Source organism: Acinetobacter pullicarnis (assembly GCF_006352475.1).
GTDB lineage: Bacteria > Pseudomonadota > Gammaproteobacteria > Pseudomonadales > Moraxellaceae > Acinetobacter > Acinetobacter pullicarnis.
Genome location: NZ_VCMZ01000001.1, coordinates 3,828,583 through 3,846,065 on the forward strand (window position 1 = coordinate 3,828,583; position 17,483 = coordinate 3,846,065).

Annotated in this window: 12 protein-coding genes; 2 read left to right on the top strand and 10 right to left on the bottom strand. The window is 43.8% G+C overall.

Annotated features, from left to right (window positions below; translation table 11 throughout):
* Window positions 1-444: 444 nt before the first annotated feature.
* Entirely contained in the window at window positions 445-2,847 is a 2,403-nt protein-coding gene (locus FD716_RS17210) for a YgiQ family radical SAM protein (RefSeq protein ID WP_139853450.1), read from the bottom strand.
* 201 nt (window positions 2,848-3,048) lie between these two features.
* Window positions 3,049-5,559, bottom strand: coding sequence for a heavy metal translocating P-type ATPase (locus tag FD716_RS17215; RefSeq protein WP_139853451.1), 2,511 nt, complete (start codon window positions 5,557-5,559; stop codon window positions 3,049-3,051).
* A 72-nt stretch (window positions 5,560-5,631) separates the two neighbouring features.
* Here FD716_RS17215 and FD716_RS17220 point away from each other — a divergent pair, with 72 nt between their 5' ends.
* On the top strand, window positions 5,632-6,090 hold the full coding sequence (locus FD716_RS17220; RefSeq protein ID WP_139853452.1) for a MerR family transcriptional regulator: 459 nt from the start codon (window positions 5,632-5,634) through the stop codon (window positions 6,088-6,090).
* A 39-nt stretch (window positions 6,091-6,129) separates the two neighbouring features.
* On the opposite strand, the gene FD716_RS17225 is transcribed toward FD716_RS17220, so the two are convergent.
* The 3 genes from FD716_RS17225 to acs all read right to left on the bottom strand — a co-directional run bounded on the left by FD716_RS17225 (window position 6,130) and on the right by acs (window position 11,319).
* Complete coding sequence (locus FD716_RS17225; RefSeq protein WP_139853453.1) at window positions 6,130-7,341, bottom strand: MFS transporter; 1,212 nt, start codon at window positions 7,339-7,341, stop codon at window positions 6,130-6,132.
* 315 nt (window positions 7,342-7,656) lie between these two features.
* Window positions 7,657-8,913: an esterase-like activity of phytase family protein gene (locus FD716_RS17230; protein WP_139853454.1), complete on the bottom strand. Its 1,257-nt coding sequence runs from the start codon at window positions 8,911-8,913 to the stop codon at window positions 7,657-7,659.
* 456 nt (window positions 8,914-9,369) lie between these two features.
* Window positions 9,370-11,319, bottom strand: a complete 1,950-nt coding sequence (gene acs, locus FD716_RS17235) for an acetate--CoA ligase (protein ID WP_139853455.1) — start codon at window positions 11,317-11,319, stop codon at window positions 9,370-9,372.
* A 246-nt stretch (window positions 11,320-11,565) separates the two neighbouring features.
* Here acs and FD716_RS17240 point away from each other — a divergent pair, with 246 nt between their 5' ends.
* Complete coding sequence (locus tag FD716_RS17240) at window positions 11,566-12,525, top strand: mechanosensitive ion channel family protein (RefSeq protein ID WP_407641940.1); 960 nt, start codon at window positions 11,566-11,568, stop codon at window positions 12,523-12,525.
* A 32-nt stretch (window positions 12,526-12,557) separates the two neighbouring features.
* Here FD716_RS17240 and FD716_RS17245 read toward each other — a convergent pair whose 3' ends face one another.
* From FD716_RS17245 to prfB, 5 genes are all read right to left on the bottom strand, one after another.
* On the bottom strand, window positions 12,558-13,274 hold the full coding sequence (locus FD716_RS17245; protein WP_139853457.1) for a 16S rRNA (uracil(1498)-N(3))-methyltransferase: 717 nt from the start codon (window positions 13,272-13,274) through the stop codon (window positions 12,558-12,560).
* 12 nt (window positions 13,275-13,286) lie between these two features.
* Window positions 13,287-14,615 (bottom strand): 3-deoxy-D-manno-octulosonic acid transferase, encoded by a 1,329-nt coding sequence (locus FD716_RS17250; RefSeq protein ID WP_139853458.1) that lies wholly within the window; start codon window positions 14,613-14,615, stop codon window positions 13,287-13,289.
* Between the two features lie 103 nt (window positions 14,616-14,718).
* The gene (locus FD716_RS17255; RefSeq protein ID WP_139853459.1) at window positions 14,719-15,774 is read right to left on the bottom strand and encodes an alkene reductase; all 1,056 of its coding nucleotides are present in this window, start codon (window positions 15,772-15,774) and stop codon (window positions 14,719-14,721) included.
* 70 nt (window positions 15,775-15,844) lie between these two features.
* A complete protein-coding gene (locus FD716_RS17260; RefSeq protein WP_139853460.1) occupies window positions 15,845-16,144 on the bottom strand; it encodes an ArsR/SmtB family transcription factor in 300 nt (99 codons plus the stop codon).
* A gap of 160 nt (window positions 16,145-16,304) precedes the next feature.
* Window positions 16,305-17,409, bottom strand: a protein-coding gene (gene prfB, locus FD716_RS17265; RefSeq protein WP_139853461.1) for a peptide chain release factor 2 whose coding sequence is annotated in 2 segments (ribosomal slippage) — window positions 16,305-17,327 and window positions 17,329-17,409 — 1,104 coding nt in all. Because the reading frame shifts where the segments join, the coding sequence is not laid out codon by codon here.
* Window positions 17,410-17,483 lie beyond the last annotated feature (74 nt).

Below are 17,483 nucleotides of genomic sequence, written 5' to 3' on the forward strand. Positions count from 1 at the left end.
CGAATTATTTAATTTAAATATTACTTAAGCCTAAGACACAATTGCGATATCTTCCTTTCAATTGAATCACCAAAGTCTCTAAAATAAGACCTTCTATACTTTTTTTAATATTACTTAGAAGCAACTCAAATTCTATTATTATAATGTTACACGTAAATGAACAAAGCTTCAAAATACTGTTATACCGACATCAAGATTAAAAAACAACCACATTTTCCAAAGAATGATTAACTTAATACTCTTTTATTCTATGCTTTCCACTAATTCAGCAAGCTTTTATATCGCGATCGTGATGTACAGAACACTGTAATATAACCTTCATAAAATTATTAAATCGCATTGCCAAGCAAGTTAAGTCGACCATCCATTCCCCGAAATTTCAAAAGCCCAACCTCGATTGGGGTTGGGCTTTTCTTTTTCAGCAGAATTTAAACTTTTCCTGCTTTAACTTTTGGCTTTAGTTTTAAATGGACCTTGGCCTTTTGTCGGTTTACGGCTTTGACGCTGCTGTGTCTCACCTGTTTCACGTGGAGGCAAACCAGTGTGTTGCGTCAAAATTTGACCTTTTTTCGGCTGACGTGAACGCTGCGTATTATTTTGATCACGTGAATCATTGTGGCGTTTTTGCGAATCACCTGCCGCACTCGAATTCTTTTTACGTGCAGCCTTGTAATCCCCTTCCACACTTTGTGGCTGATAAGTCGGAATTAAATGCTGCTTCGAGTTACCAATTAAATCGGCACGCCCCATGTCTTTTAAGGCTTGACGCAGCAATGGCCAGTTGTTGGCATCGTGGTAGCGTAAAAATGCTTTGTGCAAGCGACGACGCTTATCCCCTTTGACGATATCCACATCTTCGGTATAACGCGCCACCTTGGCCAACGGATTTTTCAAGGTGTGATACATGGTGGTGGCTGTGGCCATTGGCGATGGATAGAAGGTCTGTACCTGATCGGCACGGAAATTATTTTTCTTGAGCCAAATCGCCAAGTTCATCATGTCATAGTCAGTCGTACCCGGATGCGCAGCAATAAAATAAGGAATTAAATATTGCTCTTTACCCGCTTCTTTACTGAAACGCTCAAACATTTGCTTAAAGCGATCATAAGCACCAATGCCAGGTTTCATCATCTTCGACAATGGCCCTTTTTCGGTATGCTCTGGCGCAATTTTTAAATAGCCGCCCACATGATGCTGTACCAACTCTTTGACATATTCAGGATTGAGTACCGCCAAGTCATAACGTAAACCTGAACTCACCAAGATTTTTTTGATCCCCGGCAGTGATCGCGCTTTGCGGTATAACTGGGTCAGTGGTGCATGATCAGTATGTAAGTTTTGACATACCCCCGGATAAACACACGATGGCTTACGGCAATTTTTTTCAATTTCAGGATCTTTACACTGCAAACGGTACATATTGGCTGTTGGACCACCAAGATCGGAAATAATCCCGGTAAAGCCCGGTGCCGTATCACGAATTTTTTCGACTTCACGTAAAATCGATTCTTCTGAACGGTTTTGAATAATTCGACCTTCATGTTCCGTAATCGAACAGAAAGTACAACCGCCAAAACAGCCACGCATAATGTTGACCGAAAACTTAATCATGTCAAAAGCAGGAAAACGTGCCTGACCATAGGACGGATGTGGCATACGTACATAAGGCAGATCGAACACATAGTCCATTTCTTCGGTGGTCAATGGAATCGGTGGTGGGTTCAACCACACATCACGCTCGCCATGACGCTGCACCAATGCACGCGCATTACCCGGATTGGTTTCTAAATGCAAAATACGGTTGGCATGTGCATATAGCACGGGATCTTCGGTTACCTGTTCAAAGTCAGGGAGACGAATCACCGCCAATTCACGTGGTGGCAGTTTATGTTTAATTGCCTTACTTTTCGCAGGCTGTAACTGCACAATTTGAGTGTCCGCGGCAAGTCCATCACCAGCACGTACGATGGGATTACTGACCAATTCTTTTTGGAAATTTTGATATTTGGTTTGGCTATTGCCTTTGTCTTTTTCGATTTCACAACCATCAAGATCTTCAGTCATCACATAAGGATTGATGATGGGATCAACACGGCCAACGCTGTCGACATCATTCGACGCGATTTCTACAAATTTGGCTTTAGAAGCACGATTATGTTTATTAATAATAAATGCGGTGCCACGTACATCGGTAATCTCAGTGATTTTCTCACCACGTGCCAGACGATGCATCACTTCGACAATGGAACGCTCGCCATTACCGTACATCAGCAAATCAGCTTTTGAGTCCATTAAAATCGAGCGACGAACTTTATCCGACCAATAATCATAATGTGCAATACGGCGCAATGAACCTTCAATTCCACCTAATAGTACTGGCGTATCTGGGAAAGCTTCACGACAACGTTGGCAATAGACTGTGGCAGCACGGTCAGGACGTTTGTTTGGCAAGTTATCGGGTGAATAAGCATCATCAGAACGGATTTTACGATCGGCCGTATAACGGTTAATCATTGAATCCATATTGCCTGCGGTAACCCCCCAAGCGATGGTCGGCTGCCCCAATATGCGGAAAGCCTCGACATTGGTCCAATCTGGTTGCGCAATAATCCCGACGCGAAAGCCTTGTGCTTCAAGCACACGACCAATAATCCCTGACACAAAAGAAGGATGGTCGATATAAGCATCGCCACAGACCAAAATGAAATCACATGCATCCCAGCCCAGTTCGTCCATTTCAGCACGCGACATTGGCAAAAATGGGGCCGGTTCAAAGCAAGATGCCCAATATTTGTCATAATCAAATAGCGCCTTTGGCGCAGTCTGAGCGGTATAAGCGGTCGACATACTTAAATAATCTCGATGGGTATAGACGCACGGTCAGATTGATCGTGCTGAAAGCCGCTCATTCTAACATGAAATTTACTCAGGTTGTGCGTATGAAAAACAGACAATTTAAAATAATACCCGCCATAAAAAAGCACCATGCTCACCGTAAGAATATTCAAAACGGTACAGCATGATGCTTTGGTTTCGGTTTAGATCTGCTTAAACTTTACGCAACAATCTCAAACCATTCGCCACCACCAACAAACTCACCCCGACATCGGCAAACACCGCCATCCACATGGTGCCTAAGTTCATCATGGTGAGTATCAAGAACACCAGTTTGGTAATCAAGGCCAAGCTAATGTTCTGCACCAAAATTTGATGGGTCTTTTTCGATAAGCGAATAAAGTTCGGAATTTTACGTAGATCATCATCCATCAAGGCGACATCGGCAGTTTCAATCGCCACATCACTGCCCATGGTACCCATCGCAAAGCCAATATCGGCACGGGCTAAAGCAGGCGCATCGTTAATTCCATCCCCCACCATGCCAATGTTACTTGTGTCGGCATAACTGGCCACCAAATTAAGCTTATCTTCAGGTAATAAATTACCTTTGGCATCATTCATACCGACTTGCGCTGCAATGACGTTGACCGTGTGTGCGTTATCGCCACTGAGCATTAAGGTTTTCACCCCAAGCTGCTCTAAGTCGGCAATCGCTTCAGCACTGCTGGCTTTGACGGTGTCTGCCACGGCAACCAAGGCCATCACTTGCTGATCTTTGGCAAACAACACCACGGTTTTACCTTGTTGCTCACATGCGGTAATTTGCGCTTCTAATTCGTCTGAACAATAGTCTAAATCGTGAATTAAACGATGGTTACCGAGCCAATAGGTCACGCCATCAATTACACCACGGGTCCCACGGCCAGCCAAGGCGGTAAATGCATCTACTTCAAAATAAGCTTGTTTCGTGCTATCCGCCTGTACCATCGCTTGTGAAACAGGGTGGTCTGAGCGACTGGCAAGACTGAGCAGTAATCTGGTGACCTGTGCTGCATCACCAGTCAACACTTGGAAATCCGTTTGTTTTGGTTGACCATGTGTGATGGTTCCGGTTTTATCGAAGGCTAAATATTTGAGTAAACGGCCTTGTTCTAAATAGACCCCACCTTTGATCAAAATACCCTGACGCGCAGCTGCAGCTAAACCACTGACCACGGTTACTGGAGTTGAAATCACCAACGCACATGGACATGCGATCACCAAAATCACCAGTGCTTTATAAATCCAGTCGAACCAAACCCCGCCCATCAACAAGGGTGGAATCACTGCAATTAAGATCGCGAAGATAAACACCAACGGGGTATAAACTTTGGCAAAACGATCGACAAAACGCTGGGTTGGCGCTTTTTCACCTTGGGCACTTTCAACTGCATGGATAATCCGCGCCAAGGTGGTGTTATCTGCACCCGCAGTCACGCGATATTCAAAAGAACCTGATTCATTGATGGTACCGGCAAAAATAGGGTCGCCTTCAGCCTTATCGACCGGCAGACTTTCACCGGTAATCGGTGCTTGATTAATACTAGACTGGCCTTTGCTGATCACGCCATCGAGACCAATACGCTCGCCCGGTTTTACCCGCACGATATTGCCCAGTTCAACTTGATCGGCATTGACAGTGAGCCATTGACCATCCGCTTGTAAGACAGTGACTTGCTCAGGTGCAAGCTCCATCAACTGACTAATCGCATTACGCGCACGTGCCAATGACTTCGCTTCAATCAACTCTGCTAGTGAGAACAGCACCATCACCATGGCCGCTTCTGGGAAATGCCCAATCAACACCGCACCCGTCACGGCGATACTCATTAATGCATTAATATTTAGATTGAAGTTCTTAACCGCGATCAAACCTTTTTTATAGGTTCCGATCCCAGATAAAGCAATCGCAATCACACTGACTAAAATGGTAAACCACGTCGGTAAACTGATCCAATCACCGACTTCTGCGGCAAAGGCAAAACAACCAGCCAGTGCCAATAGCCAAACCGATTGCTGTTTTTCAACTGGCGCTTGTTCAAACTTTCCTTGCTCATTGGCAAGTTCAGGATCAAAGCCCAGCTCTTTTACTGCTTTCACAATTTCAGGCAAAGCCGCAGGTTGATGCAACACCGTTAAAACCCGTTGCATCAAATTAAAATCGAGTTCAATCACGCTTGGCATCTTGCCCAATTTGTTCTGAATCAGACCTTCTTCCGTCGGACAATCCATCTGCATGATGCGCATGGAGGTGCGTAAATACTCACCCTCTTGTTGTGATGCCTTTAGTGTGACAGGAACTGCATGCTGATGACTTGAACCACCACAGCAACTCGACGGTTGCGCTGCCGCATTGGTATGGGTTGCGCCAGCAGCTGAATGGCTGTCTTGGCAAGGTTCAGATTGAGATCCATGTTTTTGATTTTGATCGTGCGCGTGACTGTGCTTATGTTCGTGACTGTGCTTATGTTCGTGATTATGCGTATGGCCGTGGCTATGATCCTGCTGATGTGCTTGATCCGCCTTTAGTTTTTTATTTGAACCACAGCACCCACTCGCCTGTGCGGGTGTGGCCGTTAAATCATGGGCATGTTCTGGTTGAGATGGGGTCGATCCACAACATGATGATTTATTTTGTGGCAGCTCTTTTTCTGGCACGACTGCTTTGGTTTTTTCGCTCATGATTAATCCCCATTGATGTTGTGCTACTATTAAATACCCTGAAGTAACTTCAGACTCAAGCAGAACATTCAAATGAAAATTGGTGAAGTTGCACAACAAGTCGGCTGTAGCGTTGAAACCATTCGCTTTTATGAAAAAGAAGGTCTGCTGCAAAAAGCCTTACGCAATACAGAAAATAATTATCGCGACTATCAACAGCAGCATTTAGAGCGTTTGCGCTTTATTCGTCGTTGCCGATCTCTGGGTATGACCCACGATGAGGTTCGCGTTTTGTTAGCAGCAAAGCAAAATCAAGATGATTGCCATAGCGTCAATGAGCTGGTTGAAGTGCATTTGCAACATGTACAGCAACGTATTCAAGAATTACATTTGCTTGAACAAGAGTTAGAACTGTTAAAAGCCCAATGCCAAGACTCTCGATCCGTCGCATCCTGTGGTATTTTGCGTGAATTAGAACGTGTCGCCCCCATCGCTGAAGGCAATGACAGCATTCATAGTCAACAGGTTTGCCGCACCAAACACACTGAATGACTGGGCTTGCCAGATGACATCAAGCCCGTATTCAAATATTTAAGCTTTGCTTTCGATTGGTGATTTCATTTTCATTGCCAAGAAAATTCCCAGTAGCAACAAAAGACTGACTTCAATCCCGACCCCTTGCCAACCCGAATATTCCCAAGTTAAACCACTACTACTGCCCAACACACTCGAACCTAAGTAATAGCAGAATAAATACAGCGAAGAACCCACGGCACGGTATTGCAACGACTGCACAGAAACCCAACTGCTGGCGGTCGAATGCGCTGCAAAAAATGCAAAAGTGAAAATCAGCAGGCCCAGTAAAATGCCCCATACTGAAGGTATCAGCATGATCCACATCCCGATCAACATGGTCAGTAGCATCGCAGGCAATACTTTTTCACGGCCATATTTGCGGCTCCAACTCGCGGCTCTCGGTGAGCTGTAAATCCCCGATAAATAGGCAATCGAAATCAGCCCGATCCAAGTTTGAGACAGCGCATACGGCTGTTCCAACAGGTGATAACTAATATAGTTAAACACGCTGACAAAACAGCCCATCAAAATAAAGCCTTGAGCGAACAAAAGCCTTAACTTTGCATCCGCTAGATTTTTTCTAAATGAGGTGACTAAACGACCCAACCCAATCGGATAGGGTTTAAAATGTTTGGATGCTGGTAAGGCCCAATAAAACACCAATGCAATCAGCACATTGATACAACCAATCACAAATGTCGCCGCTTGCCATGAAATAAAGTCCATCAATACGCCGGCAATCAAACGCCCACTCATCCCCCCAATCGCAGTGCCAGAAATATATAAGCCCATGGCAAAACCCACATCTTTTTCTGCGATTTCTTCACCGATATAAGTCATCGCCACCGATGCCACGCCACTGACCGCCAAACCAATCAGCATTCGGGTCAACAGAAAAACTTCCCAAACCGGAAAAAGTGAGCTGATTAATAATAAAGTTGCGGTAGAGAATAGCGAGATCGCCATAATCGATTTTCGGCCATAACGGTCTGAAATCAACCCAGCAAAAATCAGCCCCAATGCCAAAGCAATGGTTGAAAAAGAAAGCGGTAAGCTACTCTGTGCCGGGCTCACCTGAAAGAACTTTGCCAAAAAGGGCATCATCGGTTGCACACAATACAACGAGGAAAAAACTGCAAAACCGGCAAGGAATAAGGAGAGTAAAATCGCACGAAATGGGCGAGTACCATATTCTATATACGCTGCGGCGGCGTTGGATTCAGACATAAACACTCCTAAGCAGAACAGAAGTATACGCCTATTTTTTTAAGTCCCTGTCATGTAACACCAAATTATGGCTCATCTTTTCCAAAGCAGCGGACTCCTTTAAAATCAACACCTGAATTATGCGACACAACACTCCCTCCTGTGACAAAGGAAGGTTGGAAGGGACTGCTTTAGATGGTCATCTATAGATCGAAAGCTGGGTAAATACCGATGCCCAGTGGGGGAAAGCGGCTTAGGGGTGAACGCATAAACCCGAACACGGATGACGTTGTTCGGGTTTAAAGATCATGCTGAGATTTTAATGCGTTTTTTTGCTTAGAAATTCAACTTCTTCGGCAATTGAATTTTAATAACTTCATTGTCATCTGCGCGTTTGGCATTACGCCCCGATGAGCCAGGAAAGTTATTGTCATTTAAAATGGTTAAGACGGTCGGACTTTCGATAATGACATCTTCAATGGTTTCAAATGGAAAACCGAAGGTCTCACCAGTCGCAATATCACCATCACGTGCCGTGCCATATAGTTTATTTGGATTAGCGATTTTCATTAAATCAACCAAATCTGTTCGCTCAACTGCTTCACCTACACCTTTGAGTTTCACATGAATTAGTTTTTTATAGCCATCTAATTTATTCTGGCTACCATCCCGCTCAATAATAATCCCTTCATTGGCATTAATCATTTGGAAGTCACCAATATTGGTCGCTTTGTCTGCCAACTTAAAATAATAATACTCACCCGTATAGGCTTTCTTTTGTAGGTCAAATTTTGAAATAATCAACTGACCTGAACGATCACCTAATAATGGTTTTTCTAACAACGGATATAAATAACGCCCATCCTTAGATAAAGCCATCCCCTCAAATCCAGCACTACGCTGTACCAACGGTTCGACATAGTTGATATTGGCTTTGTTCAACTGATTTTGCGGTGAACGAAGTTCCTGCGATGGATTTAATGGGTTGGGTAAGGTAAATGGTGCATCTAATAAAATGCCATTTTGATCAAAATGCAATAAATATGGACCGAACTCTTCACCGATCCAATAACTCCCATCCGCTGCACGTTGCAAAGATTCTGGATCAAAATCTGCCCCGGTGAGCAGACGCTCGGCTGTATTTTGATGAACAATATTGAATGGAATTTTTTTGTTGGGATCACTTAATTGAATAAAGCGCTGTACCTGTACTTTTGCTGTGCCACCATTTTTGGTCTTAAAATCAGGTTTAATTTGATAAATTCTTAATAGAAAATCTGCGGAATTATCTTGTGCACCAAAACCATTATCCGCCATGGTCATATAACTCCCATCTGGATTTTTCAATGCTCCTGAGAAACCTTGTACAGGTTGTCCTTTAAAGGGTGGAAAAATGCCATTCGCACCCTTCACGGCTGCACCCGAATCTGGTCCTGCCGCATAAGTATCAACATCTAAACGTGCGAAACTAATCAAAGTTGGAACGGTGACCGCTTCTTCAGGCACTGAAACCGTTTGGTCTTGATCCTCATTTTCACATGCGCTCAATCCTAAGCTTGCCAAAATTAATATGACCAAATAGTTTTTCTTCATTTTCAGGGCAACGTATTTAAATTAGATTTATCTATTAAAACAGTGTGATATGACATCTATAGGTCAATTTTGTGACAGTAGATGATGCGCTAAATCAATTTGATTCACCGCATAAAACGGATAATGAGGTTTCACGTGGAGTAGTGCTGTGTCTTACTTTGACGCCATCTTATTTTGTGCTGGCTTTTATTTGATTTTATTATCATTTCTAACTCTTCCCGCTGTCAGCTTTCGCCTACAAAACATACTGCCTTTTACGCCTTTTCTAACATCAACGTGCTGACTAGAATTTAAACAATGGAAGGCATATCCATGATAATAATAAAAAATAATCCTTATAACATGCCAAAAAAATGATATTGAGCTCACAGCGCGACTCAATATTTATAAGCAGTGCAAATAAACCGCCTCGACATACTGACGAGGCGGTTTTAAATGGCCGTTTTTAAATGATGATTAAGCTGTCGTCCCTGCTTGTACCTCAGCAATCAACTGTTCCACCACCTGTGGGTCAGCCAAAGTCGAGATATCTCCTAAGCTATCGAGCTCATTGGCGACAATTTTTCTTAAAATGCGGCGCATGATTTTACCCGAACGCGTCTTGGGCAAAGCAGGTGCCCAATAAATCGCATCAGGTGTTGCCACAGGACCGAGCACCTTACGCACCCAAGCATAAAGCTCCTGACGCAACGCTTCACGTTCAACGATGTCTGCTTGCAAAGTGACATAAGCACAAATGCCTTGGCCTTTAATCTCGTGAGGCATACCCACCACAGCAGCTTCTGCAACGGCTTGGTGAGCCACCAAAGCACTTTCAATTTCTGCCGTCCCAAGTCGATGACCCGAAACATTAAGCACATCATCGACGCGCCCTGTAATCCAGTAGTAACCATCTTTATCACGGCGCGCACCATCTCCAGTAAAATAACTTCCCGGATAGGTCGCAAAGTAAGCCTCAACAAAACGTGCAGGATCGCGCCAAATAGTACGCATCATTCCAGGCCAAGCATCTTTAATCACGAGGTTTCCTTCGCCGATGCCTTCAATCTCATGACCTTCGTTATCCACCAACGCAGGTTGTATACCAAAGAATGGCCGTGTTGCAGAGCCTGGTTTGAGTGGTGTTGCGCCCGGCAGCGGTGAAATTAAAATGCCACCTGTTTCAGTTTGCCACCAGGTATCAACAATTGGGCAGCGCCCCTCACCAACCACATTAAAATACCAATTCCATGCTTCGGGGTTAATCGGCTCACCCACTGAACCCAATAAGCGCAAACTACTCCGATCACTTTCACGTACAAAAGCATCCCCCTCTCGCATCATGGCGCGGATCACAGTCGGTGCGGTATATAAAATCGTGACATTGTGCTTATCCACGATATGCCCCGTTCGTGCCCAACTCGGATACTGCGGAATTCCCTCAAACATCATGGTGGTGGTACCATTCGACAATGGCCCATAAATGACATAAGAATGTCCCGTAACCCAGCCAACATCAGCTGTACACCAAAATACGTCATCTTGTTTTATATCAAAGACTTCTCTAAAAGTGCTATTAACATAGGTCAAATAGCCCCCTGTGGTATGCAATACCCCTTTGGGTTTTCCTGTTGAGCCAGAGGTATATAAAATAAATAATGGATCTTCGGCATTCATCGGTTCTGGTGGACAAATGTCATTCACACTCATGATTTCCATGTGATACCACAAGTCACGCGCAGGGGTTAATACAATCGGATTGCCCGTACGATGCACCACCACCACATGTTGTACCGATTCAGTACCCTCTACTGCCAAAGCTGCATCGACATTGTCTTTTAGAAAAATTGGTTTACCGCCACGCATTCCTGAATCGGCAGTAATAATTAATTTGGCTTGACTGTCTTGGATGCGGCTCGCCAAGGCATCGGGCGAAAACCCACCAAACACCACACAATGTACCGCACCAATGCGGGCACAGGCCAACATCGCGATTGCGGCTTCCGACACCATTGGCATATAGAGAATGACCCGATCCCCTTTGCGAATGCCCCGTTTTTTCAGCACATTGGCAAAGCGACAAACTTCATCATGTAATTCTTCAAATGAAATAATTTTATGCCGTGATGGATGATCTCCCTCCCAAATAATCGCAGGTTTATGTGGATGTTCTTTTAAATGACGATCTAAGCAATTGCTGCTAACGTTCAATTGACCATCAGCAAACCATTCTATTTTAAAATTATCTGGATCGAAGCTACAGTTTTTGACTTGGGTAAATGGGGTCATCCATTCGAGTTTCTGAGCCGCTTCAGCCCAAAACTCATTTGGATGTTCAATAGATTGTTGATAGCGTGCAAAGTATTGTTGCTCATTGGTCCGTGCAGTTTTCACAAACTCTTCCGGTACCGGATAGATTTCATTCATATGCGACTTCCTTGAAATGCCCTGTTCATCATGATGGGCGCTATTTGGTTTGTTGTTTTATTCCTTGCATAGCTTAAGTATTACGACAGCCATAACTGTACAACAATTAGCCTTTAGTCGTAAATTTGATTGTAGCGCTAAAACATTTTTTTTGTATAACATCATAGAGAAAGATGTCATCTTCCCTATGCAGAAGCTTGATCAATCAGGCAAAATAATCCATCAAAATTATGGGGTATCACCGTGGTGAATGAAGTAAGCAAATTCAGCCTTTCAGTGCAAGATGCCACGCAAGCACTGCAAGCCGCATCTGAAAAAACGGCGAAAACCGTATTGGGCGAAACCACTAAATATAATGAAGCCTATACCATCTTCGATAAAATAATGGCCAGTTTTTGGGAGCGTCTGCCTTACTTTATTATTGCAGTCGTTGTTTTTATTCTGTTTTGGCTTCTGTCCAAAGTCTTCAAGTTCTTTATCGCAAAAACTTTATCTAATCGCACCTATACTCGGCAAAATCTAGTGTTGGTACTTAATCGCGTTGGCAGCAGCGCAATTGTATTTTTCGGCTTCCTGATCGCGATGGTAATTGCCATTCCAGGCTTTACCCCAAGTCAGTTGGTGGGTGCTTTAGGGATTGGATCTGTTGCGATTGGCTTTGCATTTAAAGATATTTTCCAAAACATGCTGTCTGGAATTTTAATTTTATTGGGCGAACCTTTTCGCATTGGTGACACCATTGTGGTCAACAATATGGAAGGCAAAGTTGAAGATATTCAAGTTCGTGCAACATTTTTACGCTCCCCAGATGGACGTCGCGTGGTCATTCCAAATGCCACGGTCTATACCAGTGCCGTGATCGTCAATACGGCCTATATGGAACGTCGTTGTGATTTTAGTATTGGGATTGGCTACGACGATGACGTACAGAAAGCCAAAAAAATTATTTTAAATATTCTAGACCGAAACCAAACCATACTTAGCCAACCTAGTTTTAGCGTCAATGTCAGTAACTTAGCTGAGTTCTCAGTCAAGTTAGCTGTCACATGGTGGGTCAATACCCAAGAAACCTCAACGTCAGCCTCTATAAGCAAAGTACAAGAAGAAGTCGTTCAAGCCTTTCGTTGTGAAAAAATCTCAATTCCCTATCCAGTACAAGAAGTTAAAGTCTATCGTGGTGAGCCTAACCTACCGAATCAAGACTAAGCTGGTGCCAGTTGCCCTCACATAGATCGCGCTCATCCATACTGACTAAACAAACGGCCGAGTACATAAGGAATGGCCGTTTCAGTGCGCAAAATACGCGAACCCAAGCTTACGGCTTGGCAGCCATTGGCCACCAATAAATCAATCTCATAGGGAATAAATCCACCTTCTGGCCCAATCACAATACTGCATGCATGCTCAATGGCATGCGGCATTGCAGTCGTAGCATAAGGATGTGCCACATAGGCTGGCCGTTGTGCTGCAATATAGCTCGGTAGCATGTCTTCAACAAAAGGCTTAAAACGTTTATGAATTTCGATGCAGGGTGCCATCGTATCGCCTGCTTGTTCTAAACCGAGCGTGACATAGTCATCAATCTGCTGCAACAACGGGCTCTGCCAATAGCTTTTATCAACACGATAGCTATGTAATAACACAATTTTTTCCACGCCCAAGGTGACGCTGTCCATGATCAAACGACGCAATACTTTTGGACGTGGCATTGCCACAATCAACGTCACTGGCAATTTTTCTGGAACCGCCTGTGAGACCAAAGCTTTAAGTTGAATCTCATCCGCAGTAACGGCAATCACTTCGGTTAAATAACGTGCTCCACCACGGATACCGACTTTCAACTGATCTCCGACTTTAACCGCCAGATGTTGATGTAGATGCTGCAATTGACGACTGGACTGAATTGACCAAATCTCAGACTGCGCCTGCTCAGGCGTGATTAATACAATATTCATGCAAAACTCAATTTATACTTTTTTGAGTGAATCTAAATGTGGCAGCGCGTGCTGATCGGTCTTTAAATACCGATCAATCACTGCAATATGTTGCTGCAAAGACCCACGGTTCTGCGCCAAAACTTGCTGTGCATTATCATTTAAGCGTTTGGCCAAAGCGGGCTGTTCAATACATTCAATTAAATGCTGTACCACTTGCCCTTCATCTTGCCCCAAGAGAACCGCTTGGGCTGTCAAAAAGTCATCAACAATGGTTTGAAAGTTAAAATAATTTGGCCCAATCACCGTCGCGACACCTAGCACCAGTGGCTCTAAAATATTATGCCCGCCCCCTGGGGTATTCAGCGACCCACCGACAAAACAGGCTTGGCTTAAGGCATACCACAACCATAACTCACCCATCGAATCTGCCAAATAAACTTGGGTATCCGACTCAATCTGTTGCCCTAAGCTGCGTCGTTGGGTTCGTAGACCCAACGTCTGACTGTGTGCAAAAACCTCATCAAAACGCTCTGGATGGCGTGGCACCACAATACAGATATAGTCCGTATGCTGCTGTAAATAGGGTACTAGTCTAGACAGTAACAGCTGTTCTTCGGGGGCATGGGTACTGGCAATGGTGATAATTTTTCGATCTTGTAAGTGCCAGTCCTGTTTGAGCTGCAGCGCTTGCGCCACAAAAGCGACAGGTGCATCAATATCAAACTTAATACTTCCAACCACCTGCGTCTGTGCTGCAATCGCACCTAAATCAAGATAGCGTTGCTGCGTGGCCTGATCTTGAGCCAATAACTGAGTTAAGCCTTGTAGCATTGGACGGGTAATGGAAGGCACTTTGGCATAGGCTTGTGCCGATTTTGCAGATAACCGCGCATTAATGAGGATGCATGGCACTGCCAATTGGCGTGCCTGATCAATTAAATTGGGCCATAACTCTGTTTCCACCAGCAATAAAATTTTAGGTTGATACTGCTGAAAAAAAGCGCGTACTAAGTGTTTTTGATCGGCAGGTAAATATACCGCCTGAAATAGATCTTGATATTGCTCATTGAGAAATAATGCTTTGGCACGTGCTTGACCTGTTTTAGTGGTATTGGTCAGCAATACTGGATGGCCTAAATTAAGATAATGTTCAACCAAAGGTTGAGCCGCATTGGTTTCACCCACCGAAACGGCATGAAACCAAATACTGTGTAAGTTTTTAGTCGATTGAAAAGGTCCAAAACGTTCTAAGCACTCAACTTGGTATTGTGCTAAATCCAACGCGCGTTTTTTAATCCGCCATTTATACAATGGCTTAATGATCATTAGTGCTGCGTTATACCAAAATGGAGTCGCCAAACAGATACCTTCTCTCTAAACAATTTCAGTTTCGTGCAGGCAATATAGCAAAGCCGAATCATGCAAAGAAAGGATTATTCGACTTTGCGCTTGGCTTTTTTGTTTATGCTTCGGCAAGGGTTGGATAATCGGTATAGCCTTCTGCTGAATCCGCATAGAGTGTGGTCGGATTAAGCTCATTCAAGGCAGCATTTTCTTGAAAACGCTGTAATAAATCAGGATTTGCAATATAAGCCAATCCAAATGCAACCGCATCGACTGCATTGTCAGCCAAAAGCTGCTGAGCCGAGTCAAAATCTAAGCTTTCATTGGCAATCCAAGCACCGTCAAACTTCTGACGTAACATTGGTCCCATACTGTCTTCAGCCAAATGCTCGCGTGAAAAAATAAAAGCAATCTTTCTCAGGTTAAGCTGTTCAACCACATAACTAAAGAGTGCAATGCGATTGTCGTCCAACATATCATGCGATAAAGCACGTGGTGACAAATGCACGCCCACCCGTCCGGCTCCACACGCTTCAATCAAAGCATCGACAACTTCAAGTAAAAAACGTGCGCGATTTTCAATGCTGCCACCATATTGGTCTTGGCGTTGATTGGTATTGCTAAACAAGAACTGCTCAACCAAATAGCCATTGGCAGCATGCAATTCAACCGCATCAAATCCGGCTTGATTTGCCAAAACAGCTGCATGTTTATAATCAGCAATAATTTTTTTAATTTCAGCAACGTCTAAAGCACGAGGCGTCACATAATCACGTTTTGGTCGTAATAGACTCACATGACCAGCCGCTTTTACCGCACTGGCAGAAACAGGCGTTTCGCCAATGATTTCAGGATCACTAATCCGCCCGACATGCCAAAGTTGTACCGCAATTTTAGCGCCTTGTAGATGCACAGCATCGGTAATTTTTTTCCACGCCTCAGCCTGTGCTTGATTCCATAAGCCTGGGGTGTTGTAGTAACCCGCTGCTTGCGGGCTAATCACGGTGGCTTCGGTCAGTAATAAACCGGCATTGGCACGTTGTTGGTAATACTCCAGCATCAATGCATTGGGAACACGTGACGCATCACTACGTGCTCGTGTCAATGGTGCCAATACTAGACGATTTTTGATTTCAAAATCGCCAATTTTTAGAGCGGTTGTTAATTCAGCCATATTTGCCTCGCCACTGTATCTTGCAAAGCAAAGAGATCATTCAACAATGAATCTTCTCGCCCGACAATCCTTACAGTGATTTTTTTAGATGATCAATATATTGCTGAATAAGCACTTCATTGCGAGAAAAGTATGACCATTGGCCATACTTTTCTACCTGGATTAATCCTGCCTGTTGTAATACCGATAAATGATTGGACATGGTTGATTGAGACACTTGTCCCAAGCGTTCAATATGCCCTGCACACACACCACGATTAAAGTTGCCATATTCCTCAAGCGACAAATACTGCTCTGGATTTTTTAACCACTGCAAAATTTGTCGACGGATCGGATTGGCCAATGCTTTAAAAATTAAATCGATATCCATAATGAGACATATTCAATAAACAGCAAAGCGCTCTTCAGCAGTCACACCTAATATATCGCATTTTATAGATATTAATATCGTTTTTTTACGATACGACTATAATCTATTGATATATATCTATGTTTTGTGAATAACGCAGTGCTTTGATTCCATACTTAGCTTATAAGCCTTGTTTTAAACTGGCCTCAATAAAGCGATCCAAGTCCCCATCCAATACAGCACTGGTATTTGAGTTTTCAACACCAGTCCGTAAATCTTTAATCCGCGAATCATCTAATACATAAGAACGAATCTGGCTGCCCCAACCAATGTCAGATTTCAAATCTTCGAGTGCTTGCGCTGCATCATTACGTTTTTGCATTTCCAACTCGTATAGCTTGGCACGCAATTGCTTCCATGCTTGATCACGGTTGGCATGTTGAGAACGTTGGTTCTGACATGCGACGACAATACCAGTTGGTGTATGGGTTAAACGAACGGCAGAATCTGTTTTGTTAATATGCTGCCCACCCGCGCCTGATGCACGATAAGTATCGGTGCGGACATCTGACGGATTGATTTCAATCTCAATGTTGTCATCCACTTCGGGAGAAATGAACACCGCAGAGAATGAAGTATGACGACGATTACCTGAGTCGAATGGTGATTTACGCACTAAGCGATGTACCCCAGTTTCGGTACGCAACCAGCCATACGCATATTCACCATCAACACGAATGGTTGCAGATTTAATCCCTGCAACATCGCCATCAGAGACTTCCATGAGCTCGGCTTTAAAGCCATGACGCTCAATCCAACGCATATACATACGTAATAACATGGATGCCCAATCTTGCGCTTCTGTACCACCTGAACCCGATTGAATCTCAAGGAAACAAGGGTTTGGATCCATTGGATGGCTGAACATCCGGCGAAATTCTAATTCGCCCAGTTCTTTTTCGCCTGAATCGAGTTCAGCTTGTACATCACTCAATAAGCTTTCATCATCCACTTCCACAGCAAGATCAAGCATCGCTTGTGCATCTTCGAGTAGCTGTGAAAGATTGTCCAACACATTAATTACGCCCTCAAGCTCGCCCTTTTCTTTGGCCATGGCTTGCGCACGTTTTTGATCATTCCAAATGCTAGGATCTTCTAACTCACGTAGGACCTCTTCTAAACGCTCTTTTTTTAGATCGTAGTCAAAGATACCCCCGTAGTGTTTGACCACGGTCATTTAAGTCTTTTAATTGGTTTAGATAGGGATTAATTTCCACGTGTTGCATCCTATACGGTTTTAAGAACGGCTTAATTCTAACATACAGTCGATCTATCTACATAAAATCCAACACTACGCATT

Excerpts from the sequence above, each read along its gene's own strand:
- FD716_RS17210 (WP_139853450.1), bottom strand. The coding sequence starts at position 2,847 with ATGTCGACCGCTTATACCGCTCAGACTGCGCCAAAGGCGCTATTTGAT.
- FD716_RS17215 (WP_139853451.1), bottom strand. The coding sequence starts at position 5,559 with ATGAGCGAAAAAACCAAAGCAGTCGTGCCAGAAAAAGAGCTGCCACAA.
- FD716_RS17220 (WP_139853452.1), top strand. The coding sequence starts at position 5,632 with ATGAAAATTGGTGAAGTTGCACAACAAGTCGGCTGTAGCGTTGAAACC.
- FD716_RS17225 (WP_139853453.1), bottom strand. The coding sequence starts at position 7,341 with ATGTCTGAATCCAACGCCGCCGCAGCGTATATAGAATATGGTACTCGC.
- FD716_RS17230 (WP_139853454.1), bottom strand. The coding sequence starts at position 8,913 with ATGAAGAAAAACTATTTGGTCATATTAATTTTGGCAAGCTTAGGATTG.
- acs (WP_139853455.1), bottom strand. The coding sequence starts at position 11,319 with ATGAATGAAATCTATCCGGTACCGGAAGAGTTTGTGAAAACTGCACGG.
- FD716_RS17245 (WP_139853457.1), bottom strand. The coding sequence starts at position 13,274 with ATGAATATTGTATTAATCACGCCTGAGCAGGCGCAGTCTGAGATTTGG.
- FD716_RS17255 (WP_139853459.1), bottom strand. The coding sequence starts at position 15,774 with ATGGCTGAATTAACAACCGCTCTAAAAATTGGCGATTTTGAAATCAAA.
- FD716_RS17260 (WP_139853460.1), bottom strand. The coding sequence starts at position 16,144 with ATGGATATCGATTTAATTTTTAAAGCATTGGCCAATCCGATCCGTCGA.